The sequence below is a fragment of the Burkholderia sp. ABCPW 14 genome (assembly GCF_001523835.1).
GTDB lineage: Bacteria > Pseudomonadota > Gammaproteobacteria > Burkholderiales > Burkholderiaceae > Burkholderia > Burkholderia mayonis.
In genome coordinates this window covers 46,154-69,216 of the sequence record NZ_LOVS01000084.1, presented here as the reverse complement: position 1 = coordinate 69,216, position 23,063 = coordinate 46,154, and the positions used below count along the sequence as shown (strand labels likewise).

Here is a 23,063-nt window from a genome sequence, read left to right as displayed (position 1 = left end):
GGCCTGTGTCGGCGATCGCTGCACCTGTCCGATGAACGGCCACGATCATTGCGTGATCGCGGAGGGCGACGAGAATGTCCGCATTGATGGCCGCGCGGTTGCGTTCGACGGCCACCGGACGTCTTGCGGCGCGACGCTCATCTCCTCGATTCCAACGTCCGGCCGTACTTAGTCGGCCCTGATGCCTTGCCGCACAAGCCGCTCCGCATTGTTCAGGGCCGGTTTATTACCCTGACCTTTCATTGTCATATCCGTGCACCAACGCCCTGCGCCGGCAAGTTGGCCGCCGATGGGGCCGGGCGCCGCCGCGCATCCGCGGCTGCTTGGTCCGCTTCGGCGCGGTGAGTTCGCCGGGCCGGCCTAGGGGCTTGTTGCGTCGCCACCCGCTGAAGCGTTGTCGATTTCTCCAGCCGGGCGGATTGACGCGAAACAGACCCGTGGCAGTTCGCTCCTATCCGGTCAAATGCAATGGACCCGCTGTAGCTGGCGTCGAGGCGAGGCCGCCGGCTCGCCGTGCGTCCATTGCCGCTGGATGTCGACCGCCGCCTGTTTCCCTCAGCGTCAACCCAGATAGTCGTGGAGGGCTGTATAAATATCCAGTATAGTACTCGTCGAAATCAAGCCGTACCGGTGCCCGCATCGCGGCGCGGGCACCGTGCCTGCGAGCCATCCGCAGTCTTCCTGCGCCGCGAACTCTGGCTAACTCATTCAGACGGGCAGACAAATTGTCATCCAGCAATCTGATCCGCATTCGCGGAGCACGTCAGCACAATCTCAAGCATATCGATCTCGATCTGCGCACCGGTGAAATGACGGTCGTCACCGGCCCGTCGGGCTCCGGCAAGTCGAGCCTCGTGTTCGACACCCTGTACGCGGAGGGCCAGCGGCGCTACGTCGAGACCTTCAGCGCGTATGCGCGGCAGTTTCTCGACCGGATGGACCGGCCGCAGGTGGAGCGCGTCGACGGCGTGCCGCCCGCGATCGCGATCGACCAGACGAATCCCGTCCGCAGTTCGCGCTCGACCGTCGGCACGATGACCGAGCTCAACGATCACCTGAAGCTCCTGTACGCACGCGCGGCCGAACTGTTCGACCGCCAGACCGCGCGGCTGGTGCGGCACGACACGCCGGAGACGATCTATGCGGATCTCCTCGCGCGCACGAAGGATCACGACCCGCGCATCGTGGTCACGTTCGCCGTCGAACTGCCGGAAACCGCGTCCGACGAGGAAGTCGAGCAATGGCTGTCGGCGAGCGGCTATACGCGGGTGCAGGCGCGGCGCGACGTTGCGTCGCCCACCGGGTCGCGCAAGGTGCTCGACGTGGTGGCCGACCGCTTCCGTCTGCATCAGGTCGACAAGGCGCGCGCGATCGAGGCGATCGAAGCGTCGTTGAAGCGCGGCGGCGGGCGGGTGAGTGTCTACGCGCTCGCGCAGGCGCCGGAAAACGCGAGCGACGGCGCGGCACAGTCTCAGGTGTGGCGTTACTCCACCGGGCTCCATGACCCGGACAGCGATCTGCGCTACGCGGATCCGCAGGCGGCGCTGTTCTCCTTCAACTCAGCGTACGGCGCGTGCGAAACCTGCCGCGGCTTCGGCCGCGTGATCGGCGTCGATCTCGGCCTCGTGATTCCCGATGCGCGCAGGACGCTGCGCGGCGGCGCGGTCAAGCCGATGCAGACGCCCGCGTGGAAGGAATGCCAGGACGACCTGATGCGCTATGCGGCGAAGGCGAACATCCGGCGCGATACGCCGTGGGCCGAGCTGACGCCCGACGAGCAGGACTGGGTGATCAACGGCTCGCCGGACTGGAACGGCAAATGGCAGAGCCAGTGGTACGGCGTGAAGCGCTTCTTCGGCTACCTCGAATCGAAAGCATACAAAATGCACATCCGCGTGCTGCTGTCGAAATACCGCAGCTACACGCCGTGCGCGGTGTGCGGCGGCGCGCGCCTGAAGACGGAATCGCTGCTGTGGCGGCTCGGCACGAAGGCGAACGCCGACGCGGTGCTCGCGAGCGCCGATCGCTTCATGCCGCGCGGCGTCGACTGGACCCGCGCGCAGCTCGAGGCACTGCCGGGCCTGACGGTGCACGACCTGATGCTGCTGCCGATCGAGCGCATCCGCCGCTTCTTCGACGACATCAGCCTGCCGAGCGCGCTGCTCGATGACGCGCTGAAGCTGCTGCTCGCCGAGGTGCGCACGCGGCTGAAGTATCTGTGCGAAGTGGGGCTCGGCTACCTGACGCTCGACCGGCAGAGCCGCACGCTGTCGGGCGGCGAGGTGCAGCGGATCAACCTGACGACGGCGCTCGGCACGTCGCTCACGAAGACGCTCTTCGTGCTCGACGAGCCGAGCATCGGGCTGCATCCGCGTGACCTGAACCGGATCGTCGAGGCGATGCAGCGCCTGCGCGACGCGGGCAATACGCTCGTCGTCGTCGAACACGATCCGTCGGTGATGCTCGCGGCCGACCGGCTGATCGACATGGGCCCCGGCCCGGGCGAGCGCGGCGGCACGATCGTCTACGACGGCACGCCCGGCGCGATCCGCTCGGCCCGCACGCTGACGGGCGAGTATCTCGGCGGCCGCAAGCACGTCGCGCACGCGTCGAACTGGGCGCGCCGGCCGGTGGACGCGCGCACGCCGCGCATCGTGCTCGAGGGCGCGAGCGAGCACAATCTGCGCGACGTCACGGTCGAGATTCCGTTGCAGCGCCTCGTGTGCGTGACGGGCGTGTCGGGTTCCGGCAAGTCGACGCTGTTGCAGGACGTGCTCTATCCGGCGATGGCGCGGCACTTCGGCAAGGCCACCGAATCGCCGGGCGCGTACCGCCGCCTCGCGGGCGCGGAGCAGGTGGGCGACGTCGTGTTTGTCGACCAGTCGCCGATCGGCAAGACCACGCGTTCGAATCCGGCGAGCTACGTCGGCGCGTTCGACGAGATCCGCAAGCTGTTCGCGAAGGCGCCGCTCGCGCTGCAGCGCGGCTACAGCGCGGGCACCTTCAGCTTCAACTCCGGCGACGGCCGCTGCCCGACCTGCGGCGGCTCCGGCTTCGAGCACATCGAGATGCAGTTCCTGAGCGACGTCTACCTGCGTTGCCCCGACTGCGACGGCAGCCGCTATCGGGCCGAGATCCTCGAAGTGCGGATCGAGCGCGGCGGCCGCACGCTCAGCGTCGCCGACGTGCTCGACCTGACCGTCAGCGAGGCCGCGGCGTGCTTTGCCGCTGACGCCGACGTGCTGCGCGTGCTGCAGCCGATCGTCGACGTGGGGCTCGAATACGTGAAGCTCGGTCAGCCGGTGCCAACGCTGTCGGGCGGCGAAGCGCAGCGCCTGAAGCTGGCGGGCTTTCTCGCGGAATCCGCGAAGGCCCGCGACGGGCGTCGCGTCGTCACGGAAGAGGCGCGCGTCGCGCGTGCGCGGCTGTTCATGTTCGACGAGCCGACCACGGGGCTGCACTTCGACGACATCGCGAAGCTGATGCAGGCGTTCGGCAAGCTGCTCGCGAGCGGCCATTCGCTGATCGTGATCGAGCACAATCTCGACGTGATCCGCGCGGCCGACTGGCTGATCGACCTCGGCCCGGAAGGCGGCGACGGCGGCGGCCTCGTGCTGTGCGCGGGCACGCCCGACGACGTGAAGGCCTGCGCCGGCTCGCATACGGGCGCGGCGCTGGTGCAGTATGAGCGCGCGATGAACGTCGCGGCCGAGGCTGGCGATTCCGACGACGCGGGCGTGCCGCTGCAGGTCGCGCTGAACGCGGCGCGCGCGCGCCGCGCGATCGAAGGCGAGGACGTCGTGCGGATCGTCAATGCGCGCGAGCACAACCTGAAGGCGCTCGACGTCGACATTCCGCACGGCAAGTTCAACGTGGTGACCGGCGTGTCCGGTTCCGGCAAGTCGACGCTCGCGTTCGACATCCTCTTTCACGAAGGCCAGCGCCGCTACCTCGAATCGCTGAACGCGTACGCGCGCTCGATCGTGCAGCCGGCAGGGCGCCCCGAAGTCGACGCGGTGTACGGCATTCCGCCGACTGTCGCGATCGAGCAGCGGCTGTCGCGCGGCGGCCGCAAGAGCACGGTCGCGACGACGTCCGAAGTGTGGCACTTCCTGCGGCTGCTGTATGTGAAGCTCGGCCTTCAGCATTGCATCCATGACGGCACGCCTGTGACGTCGCAAACCGTCGAATCGATCGCCGCGCAGTTGCTGCGCGATCACCGCGGCGAGCACGTCGGGCTGCTCGCGCCGCTCGTCGTCAACCGCAAGGGCGTGTACACGGATCTCGCGAAGTGGGCGAAGGCGCGCGGCAACACGCACCTGCGCGTCGACGGCGAATTCGTGACGGTGGACCCGTGGCCGAAGCTCGACCGCTTCCGCGAGCACGCGATCGAGGTGCCGGTGGCCGACCTCGTCGTGTCGCCGGACAACGAGGCCGAGTTGAGGCAGCGCCTGAACGAGACGCTCGAGCTCGGCAAGGGCGTGATGCATCTGCTCGCGCCGCTCGACGGCCTGCGTCATGCGATGGACAACCGCCTTTCCACCGCTCGCGTCGGCGAGATCAAGGTGCTGTCGGTCAAGCGCGCATGCCCGGTGTGCGGCACGAGCTACCCGGAGCTGGACCCGCGGATGTTCTCGTACAACAGCAAGCACGGCTGGTGCGCGACTTGCATGGGCACCGGCCTCGCGCTCACGCGCGAGCAGCGCACGGCCTACGATGACACCGTGCTCGCCGAGGACGGCCGCGGCCGCGAGCAGACGTTGCCTTCCGACGAGCAGGAGCCGGAGGGCGTCGGCGACGAGCCGTGCCCGGATTGCGGCGGCACGCGTCTGAATCCGTCCGCGCGCGCGGTGACCTTCGGCAGCCATTCGATTGTCGACGTCGCGCAATGGACCGTGTCGGATACGCGCCGCTGGATCGACGGCCTGCGACTCGCCGGGCGGGACGCGCAGATCGCGCGTGACATCGTCGGCGAAATCGGCAGCCGTCTCGCGTTTCTCGAGGAAGTCGGGCTCGGCTATCTGAGCCTCGATCGCGCGGCGCCGAGCCTGTCGGGCGGCGAAGCCCAGCGCATCCGGCTCGCGGCGCAGCTCGGCAGCAACCTGCAGGGCGTCTGCTACGTGCTCGACGAGCCGACGATCGGCCTGCATCCGCGCGACAACCAGATCCTGCTGAGCGCGCTGCGCAAGCTCGGCGACAAGGGCAATACGCTCGTCGTCGTCGAGCATGACGAAGACACGATTCGCCGCGCCGATCACATCATCGACATCGGCCCGGGCGCCGGCAAGCGCGGCGGCACGCTGGTCGCGCAGGGCGGGGTCGCGGAGCTGTCCGCGCAGCCCGAATCGGTGACGGGGCGCTTGCTCGCGCAGCCGATGACGCATCCGCTGCAGCCGCGCCGCCGCGTGAATCCGCCGGGCAAGAAGAGCGGGCCGGCGGTGCCGCAGGCGTGGCTGACCGTGCATCGCGCACAGCTGCACAACCTGCGCGACGTCACGGTCGGCATTCCGCTCGCGCGGCTCGTCGCGGTGACGGGCGTGAGCGGCTCGGGCAAGTCGACGCTCGCGCGCGATGTGCTGATGACGAACCTGCTCGACGCGGTGGGCCGCTCGGTGCTGTCGTCGCCGGCGACGCGGCGCGCGCGCAAGGCCGCGCCGCAGGCGGCGCAGGTGACGAAGGGCCGCGCGAGCGTGCTGGCGCGCAGCGCGCCGAGGCCGTCGCTGACCGTCACGCATGCGTGGCAGGGGTGCGAGTCGATCAGCGGCTGGGAGCAGATCGATCGCGTGCTCGAAGTCGATCAGACGCCGATCGGCAAGACGCCGCGCTCGTGCCCGGCCACCTACATCGGCGTGTGGGACGCGATTCGCAGGCTGTTCGCGGACACGCTGGAGGCGCGCGCCCGCGGCTACACGGCGTCGCGTTTCTCGTTCAACACCGGCGAAGGGCGGTGCCCCGCGTGCGAAGGGCAAGGCGTGCGCACGATCGGCATGAGCTTCCTGCCCGACGTGAAGGTGCCGTGCGACGTGTGCCACGGGCAACGCTTCAATCCGGAGACGCTCGCCGTTACTTGGCGCGGCCGGAACATCGGCGAGGTGCTGACGATGGAGATCGACGAAGCGGTGGAGTTCTTCGCACCGTTGTCGAACATCGCGCACCCGCTGCAACTGATGAAGGACGTCGGCCTCGGTTATCTGACGCTCGGCCAGCCGTCGCCGACCCTGTCCGGCGGCGAGGCGCAGCGCATCAAGCTCGTCACCGAGCTGAGCAAGGTGCGTGACGACGTCACGCGGCGCGGCCAGAAAGCGCCGCACACGCTGTACGTGCTCGACGAGCCGACCGTGGGCCTGCATATGGCCGACGTCGCGAAGCTGATCCGCGTGCTGCACCGGCTCGTGGACGCGGGGCACAGTGTCGTCGTGATCGAGCACGACCTGGATGTGATCGCGGAGGCGGACTGGATCATCGATCTCGGCCCGGAGGGCGGCGCGGGAGGCGGCGCGATCGTGGCGGCCGCGCCTCCGGAAGGGCTCGTGCAGGCGAGCGCGAGCCATACGGGGCGCGCGCTCGAGCCCGTGCTGGCGCGAACGGGCGCGGACCGGGACGAACCGGTGCGAAGCGGGGAGGCGGGAACCGGTTGAACGGCCGGCTTTGATGAACGAACGGCTTCGGAGGCGGCGCTCGCATCGAGGGGCGCTTGGCCGCCTTCGGGACACGCTATTGAAGCTTTACGTTCAGCATGGAAAGCATCGACCGCAAACCCGCGGAAATCCTGTTCGGGTGCCAGGCCACGGCGGTCTTGAGTTCGAGGTGCTCGGTGTCGTTATCGAACGCCTTGTATATACGACGCCCGGATGCGGACTGTTGCGCACCTGCGCCGGCAGCAGCGCCACGCCCATGCCTGCGGCGACGAGACTGACCATGCTCGCCATTTGCCACGCTTCCAGCGCGATCCGGGGACGGAATGCCGCTTCCTCGCAGGTTATGAGAAATTTTGCGTGAAGGCTCGGGATTTTGTCCGGCGGAAAAATCATGAAAGCGTCCTCCGCCAGATCCTCCAACCGGATCGTTTCGGCCCCGGCGAGGCGATGGTGGCGCGGCGGCACCGCGGTGAAGCGCTCGATGACGATGGCGCGCATGTTGATGTCGGCCACATTGTTGAGCGGGAGCCGCGCGATGCCCATGTCGATCTTGCCCGCGCGGGAGCCCTTCCGCCTGCTCCACCGAGGTCAGTTCGCGCAAGTCCACGTGGATCCCGGGAAACCGGGTCCGAAAGCTGCGCAGCACGCTCGGCAGCAATTCATAGCTCACCGAGCTTGCCGCACGCTGAAACGGGACGTGACGGACCCGTACGCACGGTGGTGTCGGAGGGGGCGGGCCGCGAGGCCTGCTCCTATCCAAATGCGCCGCGCCGATGTCGAGCGCGTTGCGTGGAAACAAAAAGGCGAGGATTGCGTACGCATCCTCGCTTTTTTTGATCGTCCGGTGTCGTAGGCCGGCACAGGTTCGCCGGCATTCGCGTACAACGCCGGGGCCGCTCCGGCAACCATGGCGCGCCCGGGGACTGCCGGTTCAGTGCGTGTAATCGCCGCTCGCTTCGGGCTGGTAGACGATCTCGGCGATTTTCAACGTCGCGTCCGCGCCGCCCGGAAGCGTGATCCTCACTCGCTCGCCACAGCGCGCGCCGAGGAGCGCCATGCCGACCGGCGAAAACACGTTCAGCCGGCCTTGCTCGAAATTGGCCGCGTCCGGATAGACGATAGTCCAGGTCATGTCCTGGCCGGCGGCTTCGTCGATCAGCTTGATCTGCGAGTTCATCGTCACGACGTTCGCCTGAATCTTGTCAGGTTCGACGATATCCGCGCGCTCGAGCAGCGTATCGAGCATTTCCTGGTAGCGTGGGTTACGTTCCGCGTGCCTTTCGAGGCGCGCGACGTCGAGTTCGGTGAGTTGGTAAATCCTGTTTTTCATGACAGTCTCCAAATGATCGGCTTGGGTGGCGTGGCCAACCTGCGGGATCGCCCGGAGCCTGGCTGACGCGGCTCCGGGATGGGGCTGCTGTCAGGTCAAGCGCCGGGCCGCGGCGAGCGGCGCCGCAAGCGTGCTTCGAAGGAGGGGGCGCGTCGCGACGGCGGCCACGGCCGTGCGCGAACCGCGTGGGCGGCGCGCAAAGCAGGCGTGGAAGATCGGTGTGCGCATGATCGGGGCGATGAAGCAACGGATGAGACAAACTTTACAAATATACAACAAAACGACAGATCAGACAGCCGGCAGGCCGTTCCTCTGGGCTGCTGTCCATTGTTGCCGATATGATGCTTTTAACGACCTTTCGATCGTAATACGCCCGGCAATTCTTGTCATTGGCGCAACGCTGTATGTCCAAACTAGGGGTTTCCCCGCGTTGTGCCGGTGACTAGACTGGAATCAATCGCTCAGGGCAACGGTGCCTGGAGCGACGCAAATACAACATTCCGGAGGTTAATCATGAAATCGTTTGTCTATGCAGCCGTCGCCGCTTCGATCCTCGCCACGCCGCTCGCTTCGTTCGCGCAAGCCAACTAGCAGCAGCCGCTGACCCGTGAGCAAGTGAAATCCGAACTCGTCCAACTCGAGCAGAACGGCTACAAGCCCGAATCCGGCGAAACCCAGTATCCGACGAACGTCCAGGCTGCGTCGCAACGCATGCAACCTGCACAGCAGACGCTTACGCACGCCGACACGAGCGGCTATGGCGTACAGCCGACCGGCGCGTCGGAATCCGGCGGCCGTGCGAGCATGTCGCCGACGTCGCCGTCGTTCGGCCATTCGGTCTACTTCGGCAACTGAGGCGATCGGGCCGAATTCGTGCCCGGCGGTGCCGGGCGCCCGTCAGCAAACGTGAACGGGTCGATTCTATAAACCGCGAGCCGGCATGATGCGCCGGGCTCGCGATACAGTAGCGGAACCTCCGTCGCCGCATTCCGGCGGCTTTGCCCAGACGCGCAGCGTTTGGGCATTTTTTGATGGACGCCGCCGGCTTGCGCTCACTGGGAATGCACGGCGGCGGGAATTCCGTGGATGTAATGCTCCAATTGATCGATCGTGAACTGCTGGTCGGCGATCACGCTCTTCACGAGATCGCCGATCGACACGAGACCGATGAGCCTGCCGTCGTCGAGGACGGGCAAGTGGCGCATCCGGTGCTCCGTCATCAGCGCCATGCATTCGTCGCTCGTTTGCGTCGGTTCGACGTAGCGCACCTTCGACGTCATGATTTCCTCGACGCGCGTCGCTTTCGACGAACGGTCGAGGAGTACCACCTTGCGTGCGTAGTCGCGTTCCGTCACGATGCCGGCAATGTCCGCGCCGTCCATCACGAGCAGGGCGCCGATGCTCTTTTCAGCCATCAGCTTGATCGCGTTGTAGACGGAATCGGACTTTTCGATCGTGTGAATCGTGCGTCCCGAATCGGGCTTGGACCTGAGAATATGTGCGACGGTGAGGCTCATACGCTGTCTCCCTTGGCTGGGCGATTCGCGGAAGGCGGCGCGCGGCCGCCGCGTCGGGTGAAGTATTCAGTATAAATCCGTGTCCGCGGGCGGGGGCGTCCAGTTTGCGGATTAGCGGTAAACTCCGTGCACTCGCCATCCAGAACATTCCTTAATTCTATCGTTTGATGCATTCCATGATGTCTTCGCGTCCTGAATCGCCGCAGCCTGACGACGGCGCCGCGTCCGAATGCGTGACGCTCGTCGCCACGGCGACGCTTCCCACCCGCTACGGCACTTTCACGTCGTATGCGTTTCGCGTCGCGGGCGGCGATGCCGAGCACCTCGCGCTCGTGATGGGCGACGTCGCCGATCAGCGGTCGGTGCTGACGCGGCTTCATTCCGAATGCCTGACGGGTGACGTGTTCGGCTCGTATCGATGCGATTGCGGCGAGCAACTTGATCTCGCGTTGCGCTACATCGCTGCCGAGGGGCGCGGCGTACTGCTGTATCTACGCGGGCACGAAGGCCGCGGGATCGGCCTGAGCAACAAGATCCGTGCGTATGCGCTGCAGGAGCAGGGGCGCGACACCGTCGAGGCGAACCTCGACCTCGGCCTGCCGGACGACGCGCGCGAGTACGATTCCGCCGCCGCGATCCTGAGAATCCTGAAGGTCACGTCGGTCCGGTTGATGAGCAACAATCCGAAGAAATTCGACACCCTCGTGCGGCATGGCATCCCGGTGTGCGAGCGCGTCGCGCTCGCGGTGCCGGTGCGTGAGGAGAACGAGCGCTACATCCGCACGAAGCAGCTCAAGTTCGGCCACTATTACTTCGACGAAAACGAGTAGACCGCGCCGCACGGCGCGGCTTGCGCGCGCCGAAGCGCTGCTCGGCGATCGGCAGATCGAAGCGGCGGCGCACTTCGGTCGCGATCCAGTCGCATGTCTGCCGTGCGCAGTCGGTGAGCATCCGGCGGTCCGCGTGGCCGTCGATGTCATAGACGAAGCGCACGTCGACCTCGTCGCCCGTCAGGTGCCGCTCGAGCTCGTTCAGATGCAGCCGGGGCGACAGGCCTTGCGCGAGCGCGCGCAATTCATCGAAGTGGTATTCGAGCCAATCGGCGAAAAAGAGCGCGTCGCTGCGGTCCGCGAGGCGGAACGCGGCGCTTCGCGTCACACGCATGCCGGCTACGGCCCCAGCCGTGTGCTGGGCGCCCGATTCGTCGCGCTTCGCGGTGTCGTTTCGGTGTGCCGGTGCCGCCGCGCGGCGGTCGGGCACGCGTTGCGCGAGCGGTGCGTCCGCATGCCGGCAGCGCGTGCGCAGCGCATGCCAGAGAAGCGCGTCGCCGTTCGCGGCCGACGGCTGCATCGTCAGGTCGTGCGCGCCGTCGTCACATGGCTCGACTTCGCGGATCACGAGCCGCAGCGTGCACAGCGGCTCGTCGTCGACGTACAACGTCGCCGAGCGCGGCAGTCCGCAGACGGGCGGCATCGCGCCGCGCGCGCGGAATACCAGCCCTTGCCTGTCGAGCCGCACGAGCGGCAGACGCGCGGCGAACGACGGGAACGCGACGGCAATGCGGGTTTCGCCGGCGTCGAACGTGGGGAGCATCGCGCGAAATACCGATGAATGATCCACGGGGTATTGACCTCCTTGAATGACGAACGGCATGGTTCCGGGGACCGTCGATCGGGCGCGCTCAAGCCGCTTCGGCGCGCGGCGCGCACAGCTCCGGGTCGAGGCCGAGCGCGGCGAGCGTCTGGCTGTCGAGATCGATCCAGCATGCGACCACCATGCGCCCGTCGATCTGCTGCGCAGGCCCCGCCCGGTGCGCGTGCACGCCGATCCGGCGGAACAGGCGCTCCATGCTGAGGAACGTCACGCCGATCAACTGCTTCGCGCCGAGCCGCACCGCGCACTCGACGACGGCCGCGAGCATCGGCCGCACCGCCCAGGCCGGATTGCCGCTTCCGGTCGGATCTTCGGCATTCGCGGCGAAGCGCGACAGCTCCCAGACGGTGGCCGACTGCGGCAGCGGCATGTCGTTCGCGACCAGGGTGGGGAACAGCTCCTTCAGCAGGTACGGGCGGGTCGTCGGCAACAGCCGGGCGCAACCGCAGATTTCCCCGTCGTCGTCGCGAGCGACCACGTAGACGGTATCGTCGCGATCGTATTGATCCCGCTCGAACCCTTCGCTTGCCGACGGTAACTTCCAGCCGAGCTGCTCGACGAAAACGCGGTGCCGATAAAGGCCCAGATCAGCCGCCAAGTCGCTCGGCAGGCGCCCATCGCCATGAACGAAAGTTCGCATCGTGTCGTCCTCGTGCGTGTGCTTTGGAATGGGCGCATTACATCGCGCGCTCCGAGGACAGGTAACTGTTAACCCTTACAGGGTCGGGAATGCGGGGCGGGCTGGAGGAGGCGGGGCGGTTACGTCAGTGTCGGACTGCAAAGATTCGATAATTTGCTTGTCAATCCGCAACGTTCGAGGAAAATTGGACAATATGCACTGACGCGAATCACTGCAGGGTGGGACCTGCGTACGAAAAATCGCCGCGACGAAGCATCGCAGCGGCGACGGCTGCCGGCCAGTTCAGCTGGGCGAGCCGGCGCGACAGCGCGGCCGACGTCGGGTCCATCCCGATGTCGATGCCGTCGCTGTCGATGCCCATCACGTTGCTGCGCACGTCGCTCCATGCGATGACGAATGCGCCCGTGGCGCCGTCGACGTACCAGTCCCAGCCGATCGTGAGGTGCGCTGCGCCTGCGCTCGACGGCCGCTCCCATTCGGTGTAGCCGGCGAGGCGGGCGTCGATTTCGCTCGCGCGCAGTTCGACGAGCAATCCGGAATCGATTCCGGACGACACGTGGACGAGCTGCAGTTCTGCGAGCGCGTGCAAGGGCAGGCGCACATAGCCGTCGGTGGATGGGCCGCGAAAGCGGTGGAGCAATGGTGAATTCATGCCGCGGAATGTATCAGTCCGCGCGCGTGCTGAAACCTAGCAAGTATGACAGCGTGAAGCTGCTGGAGAACGAATGGAACTGCGCTGGCAAGATGCCTATCTTCAATTTAGCGCCGCAGAGAACGAGCAGCAGCTCTTCCGACAGATCGCCGCGTATTCGAAGCGGCTCGGTTTCGAATATTGCTGCTATGGCATACGCGTGCCGCTGCCGATTTCGAAGCCGGCCGTCGCGATCTTCGATACCTATCCGAACGGCTGGATGGAGCGCTATCAGGAGATGAAATACCTGGAGGTCGATCCGACCGTGCGCGACGGCGCGCTCAGCTCGAACATGATCGTCTGGCCCGAAGCGAGCCGCAGCGACGAGACGACGCTGTGGAGCGACGCACGCGATCACGGGCTCGCCGTCGGCGTCGCGCAGTCGAGCTGGGCGCCGCGCGGGGTGTTCGGGCTCCTGACGATCGCGCGGCATACGGATCGGCTGACGTCCGCCGAGATCAATCAGTTGACGCTGCAGGCGAACTGGCTCGCGAACATGTCGCATTCGCTGATGAGCCGCTTCCTCGTGCCGAAGCTCGCGCCCGAGTCGGGCGTGGCGCTCACGCATCGCGAGCGCGAAGTGCTGTGCTGGACGGGTGAAGGCAAGACGGCATGCGAAATCGGCCAGATTCTCAGCATTTCCGAGCGCACCGTGAACTTCCACGTGAACAACATCCTCGACAAGCTCGGCGCGACGAACAAGGTGCAGGCCGTCGTGAAGGCCATCGCGATGGGGCTGATCGAGACGCCGTGAGCGGGCGCCGCCGTGCCCGCGCGGCGGCGGTCGTCACTCCATCATCGGTTCGGCCTCCTTCGCAGTCCAGCTCACGCTCGAGATGCTCTTTTCCATGCTCATCCGGCTCGCGATCTGCTCGAGCCTCTGCTGATCCTTCGGATGCAGCTTGAGCGTCGCCGTCACCTTGATGCGCTCGGGCGCGTCGGACTCGCGCGGCACGTCCTCGCTCGTCAGGCTCTGGAACGACAGCGGCTTCGCATACATCGAGTTCGACAGCAGCGTCCGAATGTGCACTTCTTCCGATGCGAGGCAGATCGCCGTGATCTGATATTCGCGCACGAGATCGGCGTTCGACACCGGCGTCGCGTTGATCGCCTGGCTCACGCCGCGCAGCAGCGTGTTCGTCAGGAGTACGACGCCCGTGCCCGCGAGCGCGGGCAGAAAGTGGCCGGCGCCCGACAGCACGCCCACCGCGGCGGAGCACCAGAGGGTCGCCGCGGTGTTGATGCCCTGGATCGAGCCTTTGTCGCGCATGATGACGCCGCCGCCGAGAAAGCCGACGCCGGAGACGACGTACGCCGCGATCTGCGTGACGCCGGGAATCCCGTTGCCCGTCAGGACGCCGAGCGTGACGAAAAGACACGCGCCGCTCGCGACGAGCGTGATCGTGCGCAAGCCGGCCGTGCGCTGGCGGATCTGCCGTTCGAGGCCGATGGCGACCCCGCAGGCGAATGCGGTGAAGAGGCGAAGTGCGAATTCGAAAGTCATTGGTGTTCTGCCATGCCGAGTGCGCCGAGCGCGATGCGACGCGGCGGCGCGAGCGGCCCTCGCGGGCGCGCGTGCATCGCTGTGTCGCGCGCCACTTTAGCGCGCGAATGGATGCGATTGTGTGAAACGGGGAATCGCACGCGTTCCGGTGAACGCGCGCGGCGCGCGGATCGGCGCGGCAGGCGGGCGTTCAGGCGGAGCGGCGTGCGGACGTTGTGCTGCTACTGTCCACGACGGTTCCTGAAAGAATGGATGGCCGGCATTCTAGGCGCGACCCATTGAGAGAGTCAACCCGCGGGGAAGGCGGTGCGGGGAGCGGCGAGGCTGCTGGGGCGGTCTTCTGGCGGCGTTTCGCGATGGATTTGCCGACGCGGGAAGGCGGGTGGGTTGGCGACGTCGCGGTGAAAATCGTCGATATTTCGCACGCGTTCACGTGATCTGTGGGGACGCGTCCGGGCGCGCGCATTCGCTTTCGCGCCGGCTTCGAGGTACGACGTTCGAGGTTCGAAGTACGAAGTTCGAAGTTCGACGTTCGACGTTCGACGTTCGACGTTCGACGTTCGACGTTCGACGTTCGACGTTCGACGTTCGACGTTCGACGTTCGACGCCGCCATGAACGGCGGCGCGCTCGCTTAGTTCCCGCGGCTGCGCACGAGCCGCACGCGCGTGATTTCCGACGGCGCGCCGAGTCGCTTCGGCGGCCCCCAATAGCCGGTGCCGCGGCTCGTATACACCCACAGCCCGTTGAGCCGCGCGAGCCCCGCGGTAAACGGCTGCTGCAGCCGAACGAAGAAATTCCACGGGAAGAACTGGCCGCCGTGCGTGTGGCCGGACAATTGCAGCGTGAAGCCTGCGTCGGCCGCGGCCGACGCGCTGCGCGGCTGGTGCGCGAGCAGCACGCGGATGCGCACGTCGACGGGCGCGCCCGCGAGCGCCGCGCTCGGGTCGCTCCGATGCGCGGGATCGAAATGGCCCGCCGAGTAATCGGTGACGCCCGCGATCACGAGCCGGCCGTCGCCGTGCTCGAGCGTGCGGTGCTCGTTGAGCAGCACTTCGAGGCCGAGGCGGCGGAACTCGGCGATCCATTCGTCGGCGCCCGAGTAGTACTCGTGGTTGCCCGTCACGACGTACGCGCCGTGCCGCGCACGCAGCCGCCCGAGCGGCGCCGCGTGGCCCGCGAGCTGCGCGACCGTGCCGTCGACGACGTCGCCCGTCACCGCGACGAGATCCGGCTCGAGCCGGTTGACCGCATCGACGATCGCCTCGACATAGTCGCGCTTGATCGTCGGGCCGACGTGAATGTCGCTGATCTGGACGATCGTGAAGCCGTGGAGCGCGGCGGGCAGGTCGTCGATCGGCACGTCGACGTCGACGACGCGCGCGCGGCGTCTCGCATTGACGAAGCCGACGACGCTGACCGCAAGCGCCGCGAGCGGCACGCCGGCTGCCGTCAGCGTGCGCCAGTGCGTGAGCGACACCGCGCCGGGCACGAGCGCGTCGACGGTGACGAGCGACGCGAGCAGTATGTCGCGCGCGAGCGTCAGCACGAGCAGCGACGAGAAGAAGCCCATCGCCATGAGCCCGACCCACGCGACGCGATCGCCGAGCGGCTGCCGCTCGAACACGCGCGACAGCATGCCGAGCGGGATCAGGATGCACGACGCGACGAGCCACAGCGCGCCCGCATAGCGGGCGGCGGGCGACGCGAGGTCCGGAAGAAGACGAAAGCCGACATACACGTGCAGCAGCACGCCGATGATCGTGAGGCGCAGCAGAAACGATGAGACGCGTCGCATGGGATGGGGAGCGGGAGAAGCGGGGGAGGCGGCGGCGCGCGAACGCGCCGCCCGTTGCGCGATTACGCGATGCGTGCGATTTCGTCGAACGAGAAGCGCGGGCTGCGCGGGAACAGGCCGGCGGGGTCGCCGTAGCCGAGATTCACGAGGAAGTTCGATTTGATCGACGTGCCGGCGAAGAACGCGGCGTCGACGGCCGCTTGATCGAAGCCGGACATCGGGCCTGCGTCCAGGCCGAGCGCGCGCGCGCCGACGATCAGGTACGCGCCTTGCAGCGATGAATTGCGGAACGCGGTCGCCTCGATCAGCGCTTCGTTGCCCGCGAACCAGCTGCGCGCGTCCGCGTGCGGGAAGAGCTTCGGCAGATGATCGTAGAACGCGAGATCCATCCCGACGATCACGGTGACGGGCGCGGCCATCGTTTTCGCGAGATTGCCTTCGGACAGTGCGGGCTTGAGCTTTGCCTTCGCTTCGGGCGACTTCACGAACACGAAGCGCGCGGGGCTCGAGTTGGCCGACGTCGGGCCGAACTTGACGAGATCGATCAACTGATGGAGCAGCGCGTCTTCGACGGGCTTCGGCTGCCAGGCGTTGTGCGTGCGCGCGGTGCGGAAGATTTGATCGAGGGCGGAGTCGGAAAGTGTCATGTCGAGATCCGGATGAGCGCGCAAACGGCTTGGCGTTCGCGCGGCTAGAATTTGAACAGGGCGGCGCGGCGCCGCAGGGTGCGGTCCGCGCCATTCCGCGATGATAGCCGGATGCGGAGAATTTCACCGATCATGCTCGATTTGTTCGACGACTTGCCGAAACCCGATGTCGACTGGCATCCCGACTGGCTCGCGCCCGCCGACGCAGACCGGTTCCATGCGCGCCTCGTCGACGAGGTCGCCTGGCGGCAGGACACGATGCGCACGCCGCGCGGCTTGCTGCCGCTGCCGCGCCTGACCGCCTGGCAAGGCGAGCCGGATGCGGTCTACGTGTATTCGGGCATCCGTAACGAGCCGACGCAGTGGACGCCCGCCGTGCTCGAGCTGAAGCGGATGGTCGAGGCGACGAGCCGCGCGCGGTTCAACAGCGTGCTGCTGAACCGCTATCGCAACGGCATCGACAGCATGGGCTGGCACGCGGACGACGAGCCGGAACTCGGCGCCGAGCCGGTGATCGCGTCGCTGAGCCTCGGCGCGACACGCGTCTTCGATCTGCGGCACAACGAGAAGGGCATCGCGCATGCGTATCGTCTGACGAACGGCAGCCTGCTCGTGATGCGCGGGCGCACGCAGCAGGAATGGCGGCACCGCGTGCCGAAGGAGCCCGCCGTGCAGGGCGAGCGGATCAACCTGACGTTCCGCTGGGTGATCGCGCCGGCCGCCGCCGCGCGCCGCGCCCGGACGCGGGCAGGCGGTTGACGGCCGGGGACGCCGGCGCGTCAAAATCGTGCAGCCTTCGCGTTATGATTCGGATTCTTTCCGTCCACTGCAGCCGACATGGCCAAAACCACTACGACAGCCTCGGCGAAGCCTGCCGCCGCCGCATCGGGCAATCCGCGCAACCCCGCGGTCGCCTTGGGCGCCGCGCCTGAAGCGGCCGACGACGAAGCCGCGGGCGGCGCGTCGTCCTATCTCGTCCCGGGGCTCGAGCGCGGGCTGCGCATCCTGTCCGAATTCTCCGCGCGCGAGCCGGTGCTGAGCGCGCCGGAGCTGTCGAAGCGGATCGGCATTCCGCGCACGACGACGTTTCGCCTGCTGCAGACGCTCGAAGCGCTCGGCTTCATCGAGCGCGCGAACGGCGACCGCCATTTCCGGCTCGGCGTCGGTGTGTTGCGCCTCGGCTTCGAATATCTGAACTCGCTCGAATTGACCGATCTCGGCACGCCGGTGCTCGAACGCTTGCGCGATACGACCGGTCTGTCGACGCATCTGTTGATCCGCGACCGGCGCGACGTCGTGTTCGTCGCGAAGGCGCAGAGCAATGCACCGATGTTCGGCTCGGTGAAGGTGCACGTCGGCACGCGGCTGCCCGCGCACGCGACCGTCCACGGCCACGTGCTGATGGGCGACCTGACGCGCGATGCGATGCGCCAGCTCTATCCGGAAAAGCGGCTCGAGGCGTTTACCGAGCATACGCCCGCGACCGTCGACGAATTGTACGAGCGTGTGCGTCACTATGCGCGGCTCGGCTACGCGGTCAGCGAGGGCGCATTCGAGAGCGGCATTTCGGCGGTGACGGCGCCCGTGCGTGATCACTCGGGCTCGATCGTCGCAGCGATCACAGCGACGGTGCCGCGCTCGGAGATCGGCTCCGCCGACGAAAAGGAACGGCTCGTCGAGACGGTGTGCGGCGCGGCCGTCGATCTGTCGCAGCGCCTCAACTATCGGCCGCTCGACAGCGATCCGACCGTCGCGCATGCGCGGCACAAGGTTGCGTTGTTTTAATCGCATTCTCTCGGCTGCGGGCGGCGCGGGGCGTGCGCCGCGATGGTCGGCGAGCCGATCGGCAGCCGTGCCCACAGGGCGGATCGATTGATGCACGTCGCGCCCGCCGAGCGCAAGAAGACGAAGCCCTCGCTCGAAGCGGGGGCTTTTTGCATCTGCGCGCGACGCCGGGACGCCGCGTTGCCGCGCTGCGAAGCTGCGCCGCGCGCATGCCATGACATGACGCACGCGCGCGCAGCGCAGCACCGCACCGCACCGCGTTCAGAACGAGTGGTGAATCCCTGTCAGCAGGATCACCTGGTTCGCCGTGCTCGACGCGCCCGCCGTGAAGAATGCTGCCTTCGCGTTGCCGCTCGCGTGCTCGTACAGCACGTTCGCATAGAGCTGCGTGCGCTTCGACAGCGAGTACGTGTCGCCGAGTTCGAGCTGCGTCCAGCGGCGGCCGGCGAGCGTCGACGTCGCCGCGCCGCCCGCGATCACGTTGAACGGCGACGTCTGGTAGTTCGCGCCCGCGTCGTAGCTCTGGAACGTGTCCGAGTGGCCGTTCGCCTGCAGCTTCACGCGCGTGTAGAGGCCGTGGACGAGCAGCGGGCCGAACTGATACGACAGCCCCGCGCCCATGTTTTCCGCCTTCTGCGCGACGTAGCTCGCGACGGGCATCCCCTGGAACGTGCCGCCCGGCCCGGCGATGCCGCCGACGGTCGCCATCGAGAACGCCTGATCGTGCTCGTTCGAATAGACGGCCGCCGCCTTGAACGGGCCGTTCGCATAATTGACGCCGAAGCTCATCGTCCGGCCGGTCGAGAAGTTCGTCGTGTTGCCGAAGCCGAGCATCGCGCCCGCGGTGAAGCCCGCGTAGGTGCGCGAGCGGTACTTGACCGAGTTGTTGAACGGCACCGTGCTCGTGTCCGCGAGCTGGTCGAGGTTGCCCGGATGGAACGCGTACCAGCTCTGCGCGAGGAACGCGGTCGACAACGGATCGAGCCAGTCGAAGTTGAACGGCGTCTGGTGGCCGAGCGTCAGCGTGCCGAACTTGTCCGAATTCAGGCCGACGAACGCCTGGCGGTTCCACATCGTCCCCGCTGCCGCCATCTGGCCGTTGTTCGTATAGAAGCCGTTTTCGAGCTGGAAGATCGTTTTCAGGCCGCCGCCCAGATCCTCGACGCCTTTCAGGCCCCATCGATCGGGTTGCGTGTTGCCCTGAATCATCGACCACTTCGCGCCGCCGCCGACGTTGTTCACGTAGGCGACGCCGGCGTCGAGGCTGCCGTAGAGCGTGACGCTGCTCTGCGCCCACGCGCCGGCGACGGCGCCCGCCCCGAGTAATGCTGCTACCGCATGCTTGACCATCTGATCTCCTGACCGTTGCTCCAAATGACGCGGGCGGTGGCCGCGCGCGAATGAGAGTCGGCCACGCGCGTTCCCACGGCTGATTGTCTGGCCTTCTTATGTTCCATATATGGAACTATGTGCCTTGGGTGGAATGGAGTATAGGGGCGGAAATCAGCCGGAACAAAATAAATTTTCGAATCGGGGCGACGCGCGCGATTCATCCGACGACATGTCGATAACGTCATGAAAAATCGAGGGAAAACCCGAAATCACCATGTCGGGGCCGCGTGGCCTGAGTTGCCTTGCATCGCGTGGAATCCGGGTCTCGGTGTTTTCCCTAGGCGCTGCAGCTTTTTATTTTGATCTTCGAGGCGCGATCCTATAATCACCATCCATAAACTGACGTTCCGTATGTGGAACAAGCAAACGGGTCGATTTGAAGGAAGGGTGTGAGATGTCTGAACAATGGGTTTGCGCCGGACACGCCGGCGCGTTGTCCGAGGATTCGCCGATCGAGTTCAAGCGCACCGACGGCGTCGAGATCGGGATCTACCGCGTCGGCGACGAGGTGTACGCGCTCGAGAACGTCTGTCCGCACGCCTATGCGCTTCTCACGCAAGGCTTCGTCGACGACGGCACGGTCGAGTGCCCGCTGCACGAGGCGGTATTCGACATCAAGACCGGCCAGTGCCTGAAGGGGCCGGGCGGCCGCGCGCTGGAGATGTACGCGGTGCGGCTCGCCGGCGAGGAAATCCAGATCAAGGTGGAATGACATGAACGAGACGACCGTGAACTTCAACCCGCTTCTGAAGCCGTGGCGCGCGCCGCAGCCGAACCACGTCGCGGGCAAGGGGCAGATCGAGATCCCCGGGCAGATGCCGAATCTCGTGTGGCAGACGCGCAAGGCCGAGCCGACGCAGTACGAGAACGATCTCGGCGATGCGCTCGAGCGTGTGTTCGAAAGCGGCGCGACCGAGCTGGCCGACGTCGTCGAAGGTTTGAACCGCATCGGCTTTCGCGCGCCCGACGGCGTCGAGTGGACCGCCGAGCGCTTCTGCGCGGAACTCGCCGCGCTCGCCGAATGACGCAGCCGACCTCAAACGCTTCCGGAGCAAACAGATGACGTCTTCCGCCCAAACGAATCCCGGCGCGGATCCGATCCGCGACTATCTCGACCGCGGCATCCGCAACTACTGGTATCCCGTCGCGCCGAGCTGGCAGGTGTCGAGCGCGCCGGTCGGCGTGACTCGGCTATCCGAACAGATCGTGCTGTGGCGCGATCAGCAAGGCCAGGTGCATGCGCTCGAGGACCGCTGTCCGCACCGCGGCGCGCGGCTGTCGCTCGGCTGGAATCTCGGCGATCGCGTTGCTTGCTGGTATCACGGCGTCGAGGTGAACGGCGGCGGCACGGTGACGAGGGTGCCGGCCGTGTCGAACTGTCCGCTCGAAGGGCAGGCGTGCGTGAAATCGTATCCGGTCGAGGAGCGCGCGGGCGCGATCTTCCTGTGGTTCGGCGACGACGCGCATCGCGAGCCCGAGCCGCTCGTGCTGCCCGACGAGCTCGTCGCGCCCGAGTATGCGCAGTTCGTGTGCGTGTCGAACTGGACCTGCAATTATCAATACGCGATCGACAACGTGATGGACCCGATGCACGGCGCGTATCTGCACGCGACGTCGCATTCGATGGCGGAAGGCGACAAGCAGGCCGACATGCGCGTGCGCAAGACCGAGACGGGTCTGATGTTCGAGAAGGTCGACCAGCGCGACGTGAACTTCGACTGGGTCGAGCTCGGCGAGACGGGCTGCATCTGGCTGCGCCTCGCGATTCCGTATCAGCGCAAATTCGGCCCGGGCGGCAGCTTCGGGATCGTCGGCTTCGCGACGCCGATCGACAACGATCACTGCCAGGTCTATTTCTGGCGCACCCGCAAGGTCGAAGGCTGGCAGCGCGACGTGTGGCGCTTCATGTACCGGAACCGCCTCGAAGGTCTGCACTGGGCGGTGCTCGAGCAGGACCGTTACGTGCTCGAGAGCATGGCGCCGAACGCGCGCGATCACGAATACCTGTATCAGCACGACATCGGCGTCACGCGCGCACGCCGGATGCTGCGGCAGCGCGCGCAGGCGCACCTCGCCGCGCTCGACGCGCATCGCGCGGCGCAGGCCGAAGCGGCGGAGCGCGCATGAGCGCGCCCGTGCAAGCGATCGCGCTCGCCGGCCGTCGCGTGCTCGTCACGGGCGGTGCGCGGGGGCTCGGCGCGGCGTTCGTCGAGGCGCTCGTCGCAGCGGGCGCAAAGGTCGCGTTCGGCGACGTGCTCGAAGCGGAAGGCCGCGCGCTCGAACAGCGCCTGCGCGACGCGGGCCACGACGCGCGTTTCGTCGCGCTCGATCTCGCGAATCCGGCGAGCGTCGCCGCGTTCGTCGACGAAGGCGCGCACGCGCTCGGCGGCATCGACGGCCTGATCAACAACGCGGCGATCACGAATTCCGGCGGCAGGCCCGCGACCGAGCTGTCGATCGACACGTGGGACGCGGTGATGAACGTCAACGTGCGCGGCGTGTGGCTCGCGTGCAACGCGGCGCTGCCGCATCTAGCGCGCTCGGGCCGCGGCGCGATTGTGAATCTCGCATCGGACACGGCGCTGTGGGGCGCGCCGAAGCTGCTCGCGTACGTCGCGAGCAAGGGGGCGGTGATCGCGATGACGCACGCGCTCGCGCGCGAGTTCGGCGAGCACGGCGTGACGGTCAACGCGATCGCGCCGGGCCTGACCGAAGTCGAGGCGACGGCCTATGTGCCCGCGGAGCGCCATGCGTATTACCAGCAGGGCCGCGCGCTGCCGCGCGCGCAGGTGCCGGCCGACGTGACGGGGCCGGTGCTGTTTCTTTTGTCCGACGCCGCGCGTTTCGTGACGGGCCAGTTGCTGCCCGTGAACGGCGGCTTCGTGATGCATTGATCGATTGTTGGAATTCTTGAAGGAGATGACGATGGCGGACGCCGATATCGAGCGTAAATCGTGGGACCAGCCGGCAAGCGAGAGCTTCGCCGAGTGGATGGACGGGCGCGTCGCGCGCTTCGCGACGCGCCGCTACGACTGGGACGCGCTGAAGTTCCAGGCCGATTTCGATCCGAGATACCGCCGCGCGCAGATGCGCTACGTGGGCACGGGCGGCACGGGCGTCGCGAAGGACGTGAACACGGTGCCGGCGGGCGGCTTCACGTTTTCGACGATGGTGATTCCGGCCGGCAACATCGGCCCGAGCCACATCCACGTCGACGTCGAGGAAATCTTCTTCGTGCTGCGCGGCAAGATGAAGGTGATCTGCGAGCGCGACGGCGAGACCTGGGAAGCGGTGCTCGGCGAGCGTGACCTGATCTCGGTGCCGCCCGGCGTCTATCGGACCGAAATCAACGTCGGCGAGGAGGACGCGCTGATGTGCGTGATGCTCGGCTCGCCGAAGCCGATCACGCCGACGTATCCGCCGGATTCGCCGCTCGCGAAGATCAAGCGCTGAGGCACGGACGACGACG

Annotated in this window: 21 protein-coding genes and 1 pseudogene; 12 read left to right on the top strand and 10 right to left on the bottom strand. The window is 66.9% G+C overall.

All coding sequences use genetic code 11. The annotated features are described in order from the left end of the window. On the top strand, positions 1–172 hold a 172-nt coding region (locus tag WS62_RS33495; RefSeq protein WP_197422821.1), incomplete at its 5' end, for a PAAR domain-containing protein. 553 nt (positions 173–725) lie between these two features. Beyond that, entirely contained in the window at positions 726–6,638 is a 5,913-nt protein-coding gene (gene uvrA / locus WS62_RS12810) for an excinuclease ABC subunit UvrA (RefSeq protein ID WP_066571177.1), read from the top strand. A 93-nt stretch (positions 6,639–6,731) separates the two neighbouring features. On the opposite strand, the gene WS62_RS12805 is transcribed toward uvrA, so the two are convergent. Both WS62_RS12805 and WS62_RS12800 read right to left on the bottom strand, forming a co-directional pair. After that, complete coding sequence (locus WS62_RS12805; protein WP_066571176.1) at positions 6,732–7,181, bottom strand: LysR family substrate-binding domain-containing protein; 450 nt, start codon at positions 7,179–7,181, stop codon at positions 6,732–6,734. 388 nt (positions 7,182–7,569) lie between these two features. Then, a complete protein-coding gene (locus tag WS62_RS12800) occupies positions 7,570–7,968 on the bottom strand; it encodes a GreA/GreB family elongation factor (RefSeq protein ID WP_066571175.1) in 399 nt (132 codons plus the stop codon). Between the two features lie 513 nt (positions 7,969–8,481). Here WS62_RS12800 and WS62_RS12795 point away from each other — a divergent pair. Further along, positions 8,482–8,823, top strand: a pseudogene (locus tag WS62_RS12795) (DUF4148 domain-containing protein). A 197-nt stretch (positions 8,824–9,020) separates the two neighbouring features. Here the strand turns inward: WS62_RS12795 and WS62_RS12790 are convergent. Then, entirely contained in the window at positions 9,021–9,485 is a 465-nt protein-coding gene (locus WS62_RS12790; protein WP_010118439.1) for a CBS domain-containing protein, read from the bottom strand. Between the two features lie 176 nt (positions 9,486–9,661). On the opposite strand from WS62_RS12790, the gene ribA reads away from it, so the two are divergent. After that, complete coding sequence (gene ribA / locus WS62_RS12785; protein WP_066496197.1) at positions 9,662–10,315, top strand: GTP cyclohydrolase II; 654 nt, start codon at positions 9,662–9,664, stop codon at positions 10,313–10,315. Here the strand turns inward: ribA and WS62_RS12780 are convergent. The 3 genes from WS62_RS12780 to WS62_RS12770 all read right to left on the bottom strand — a co-directional run bounded on the left by WS62_RS12780 (position 10,278) and on the right by WS62_RS12770 (position 12,430). After that, positions 10,278–11,078, bottom strand: a complete 801-nt coding sequence (locus WS62_RS12780; protein ID WP_066571186.1) for a hydroxymethylglutaryl-coenzyme A reductase — start codon at positions 11,076–11,078, stop codon at positions 10,278–10,280. The genes ribA and WS62_RS12780 overlap by 38 nt on opposite strands. Before the next feature lie 88 nt (positions 11,079–11,166). Beyond that, positions 11,167–11,778 carry an N-acylhomoserine lactone synthase BspI1 gene (gene bspI1 / locus WS62_RS12775; protein ID WP_066571173.1) on the bottom strand — a complete coding sequence of 204 codons (612 nt, stop codon included), beginning with the start codon at positions 11,776–11,778 and terminating at the stop codon, positions 11,167–11,169. A gap of 208 nt (positions 11,779–11,986) precedes the next feature. Beyond that, positions 11,987–12,430 (bottom strand): DUF4902 domain-containing protein, encoded by a 444-nt coding sequence (locus tag WS62_RS12770; RefSeq protein WP_066571171.1) that lies wholly within the window; start codon positions 12,428–12,430, stop codon positions 11,987–11,989. Between the two features lie 73 nt (positions 12,431–12,503). On the opposite strand from WS62_RS12770, the gene bpsR reads away from it, so the two are divergent. Beyond that, positions 12,504–13,223 (top strand): autoinducer-binding transcriptional regulator BpsR, encoded by a 720-nt coding sequence (gene bpsR, locus WS62_RS12765; RefSeq protein ID WP_066571167.1) that lies wholly within the window; start codon positions 12,504–12,506, stop codon positions 13,221–13,223. Positions 13,224–13,256: 33 nt separating this feature from the next. Here the strand turns inward: bpsR and WS62_RS12760 are convergent, their stop codons facing one another. The 3 genes from WS62_RS12760 to WS62_RS12745 form a co-directional block, all read right to left on the bottom strand. Continuing rightward, a complete protein-coding gene (locus tag WS62_RS12760) occupies positions 13,257–13,973 on the bottom strand; it encodes an MgtC/SapB family protein (protein ID WP_066571162.1) in 717 nt (238 codons plus the stop codon). A 633-nt stretch (positions 13,974–14,606) separates the two neighbouring features. After that, complete coding sequence (locus WS62_RS12750; RefSeq protein ID WP_066571160.1) at positions 14,607–15,770, bottom strand: metallophosphoesterase; 1,164 nt, start codon at positions 15,768–15,770, stop codon at positions 14,607–14,609. A gap of 62 nt (positions 15,771–15,832) precedes the next feature. Beyond that, on the bottom strand, positions 15,833–16,417 hold the full coding sequence (locus WS62_RS12745; RefSeq protein ID WP_066571185.1) for a malonic semialdehyde reductase: 585 nt from the start codon (positions 16,415–16,417) through the stop codon (positions 15,833–15,835). A gap of 132 nt (positions 16,418–16,549) precedes the next feature. Here WS62_RS12745 and WS62_RS12740 point away from each other — a divergent pair, with 132 nt between their 5' ends. Then, complete coding sequence (locus tag WS62_RS12740; protein ID WP_066571158.1) at positions 16,550–17,176, top strand: alpha-ketoglutarate-dependent dioxygenase AlkB family protein; 627 nt, start codon at positions 16,550–16,552, stop codon at positions 17,174–17,176. 78 nt (positions 17,177–17,254) lie between these two features. Then, on the top strand, positions 17,255–18,202 hold the full coding sequence (locus tag WS62_RS12735; RefSeq protein ID WP_066571156.1) for an IclR family transcriptional regulator: 948 nt from the start codon (positions 17,255–17,257) through the stop codon (positions 18,200–18,202). Positions 18,203–18,463: 261 nt separating this feature from the next. On the opposite strand, the gene WS62_RS12725 is transcribed toward WS62_RS12735, so the two are convergent. Continuing rightward, positions 18,464–19,552, bottom strand: a complete 1,089-nt coding sequence (locus tag WS62_RS12725) for a porin (RefSeq protein WP_066571153.1) — start codon at positions 19,550–19,552, stop codon at positions 18,464–18,466. A gap of 436 nt (positions 19,553–19,988) precedes the next feature. Between WS62_RS12725 and WS62_RS12720 the strand changes: the two genes are divergently transcribed. Genes WS62_RS12720 through WS62_RS12700 form a run of 5 tightly spaced genes read left to right on the top strand, consistent with a single transcriptional unit; the run spans position 19,989 to position 23,047 of the window. Further along, positions 19,989–20,306, top strand: a complete 318-nt coding sequence (locus WS62_RS12720) for a non-heme iron oxygenase ferredoxin subunit (protein WP_066571151.1) — start codon at positions 19,989–19,991, stop codon at positions 20,304–20,306. Position 20,307: 1 nt separating this feature from the next. Continuing rightward, positions 20,308–20,619 carry a recombinase-like helix-turn-helix domain-containing protein gene (locus WS62_RS12715; RefSeq protein ID WP_066571149.1) on the top strand — a complete coding sequence of 104 codons (312 nt, stop codon included), beginning with the start codon at positions 20,308–20,310 and terminating at the stop codon, positions 20,617–20,619. 34 nt (positions 20,620–20,653) lie between these two features. Further along, positions 20,654–21,721, top strand: a complete 1,068-nt coding sequence (locus WS62_RS12710; RefSeq protein ID WP_066571147.1) for an aromatic ring-hydroxylating dioxygenase subunit alpha — start codon at positions 20,654–20,656, stop codon at positions 21,719–21,721. Further along, positions 21,718–22,488, top strand: a complete 771-nt coding sequence (locus WS62_RS12705; protein WP_066571146.1) for an SDR family oxidoreductase — start codon at positions 21,718–21,720, stop codon at positions 22,486–22,488. The genes WS62_RS12710 and WS62_RS12705 overlap by 4 nt, the downstream gene beginning before the upstream one ends. A gap of 31 nt (positions 22,489–22,519) precedes the next feature. Beyond that, positions 22,520–23,047, top strand: a complete 528-nt coding sequence (locus tag WS62_RS12700; protein WP_066571184.1) for a cupin domain-containing protein — start codon at positions 22,520–22,522, stop codon at positions 23,045–23,047. Positions 23,048–23,063 lie beyond the last annotated feature (16 nt).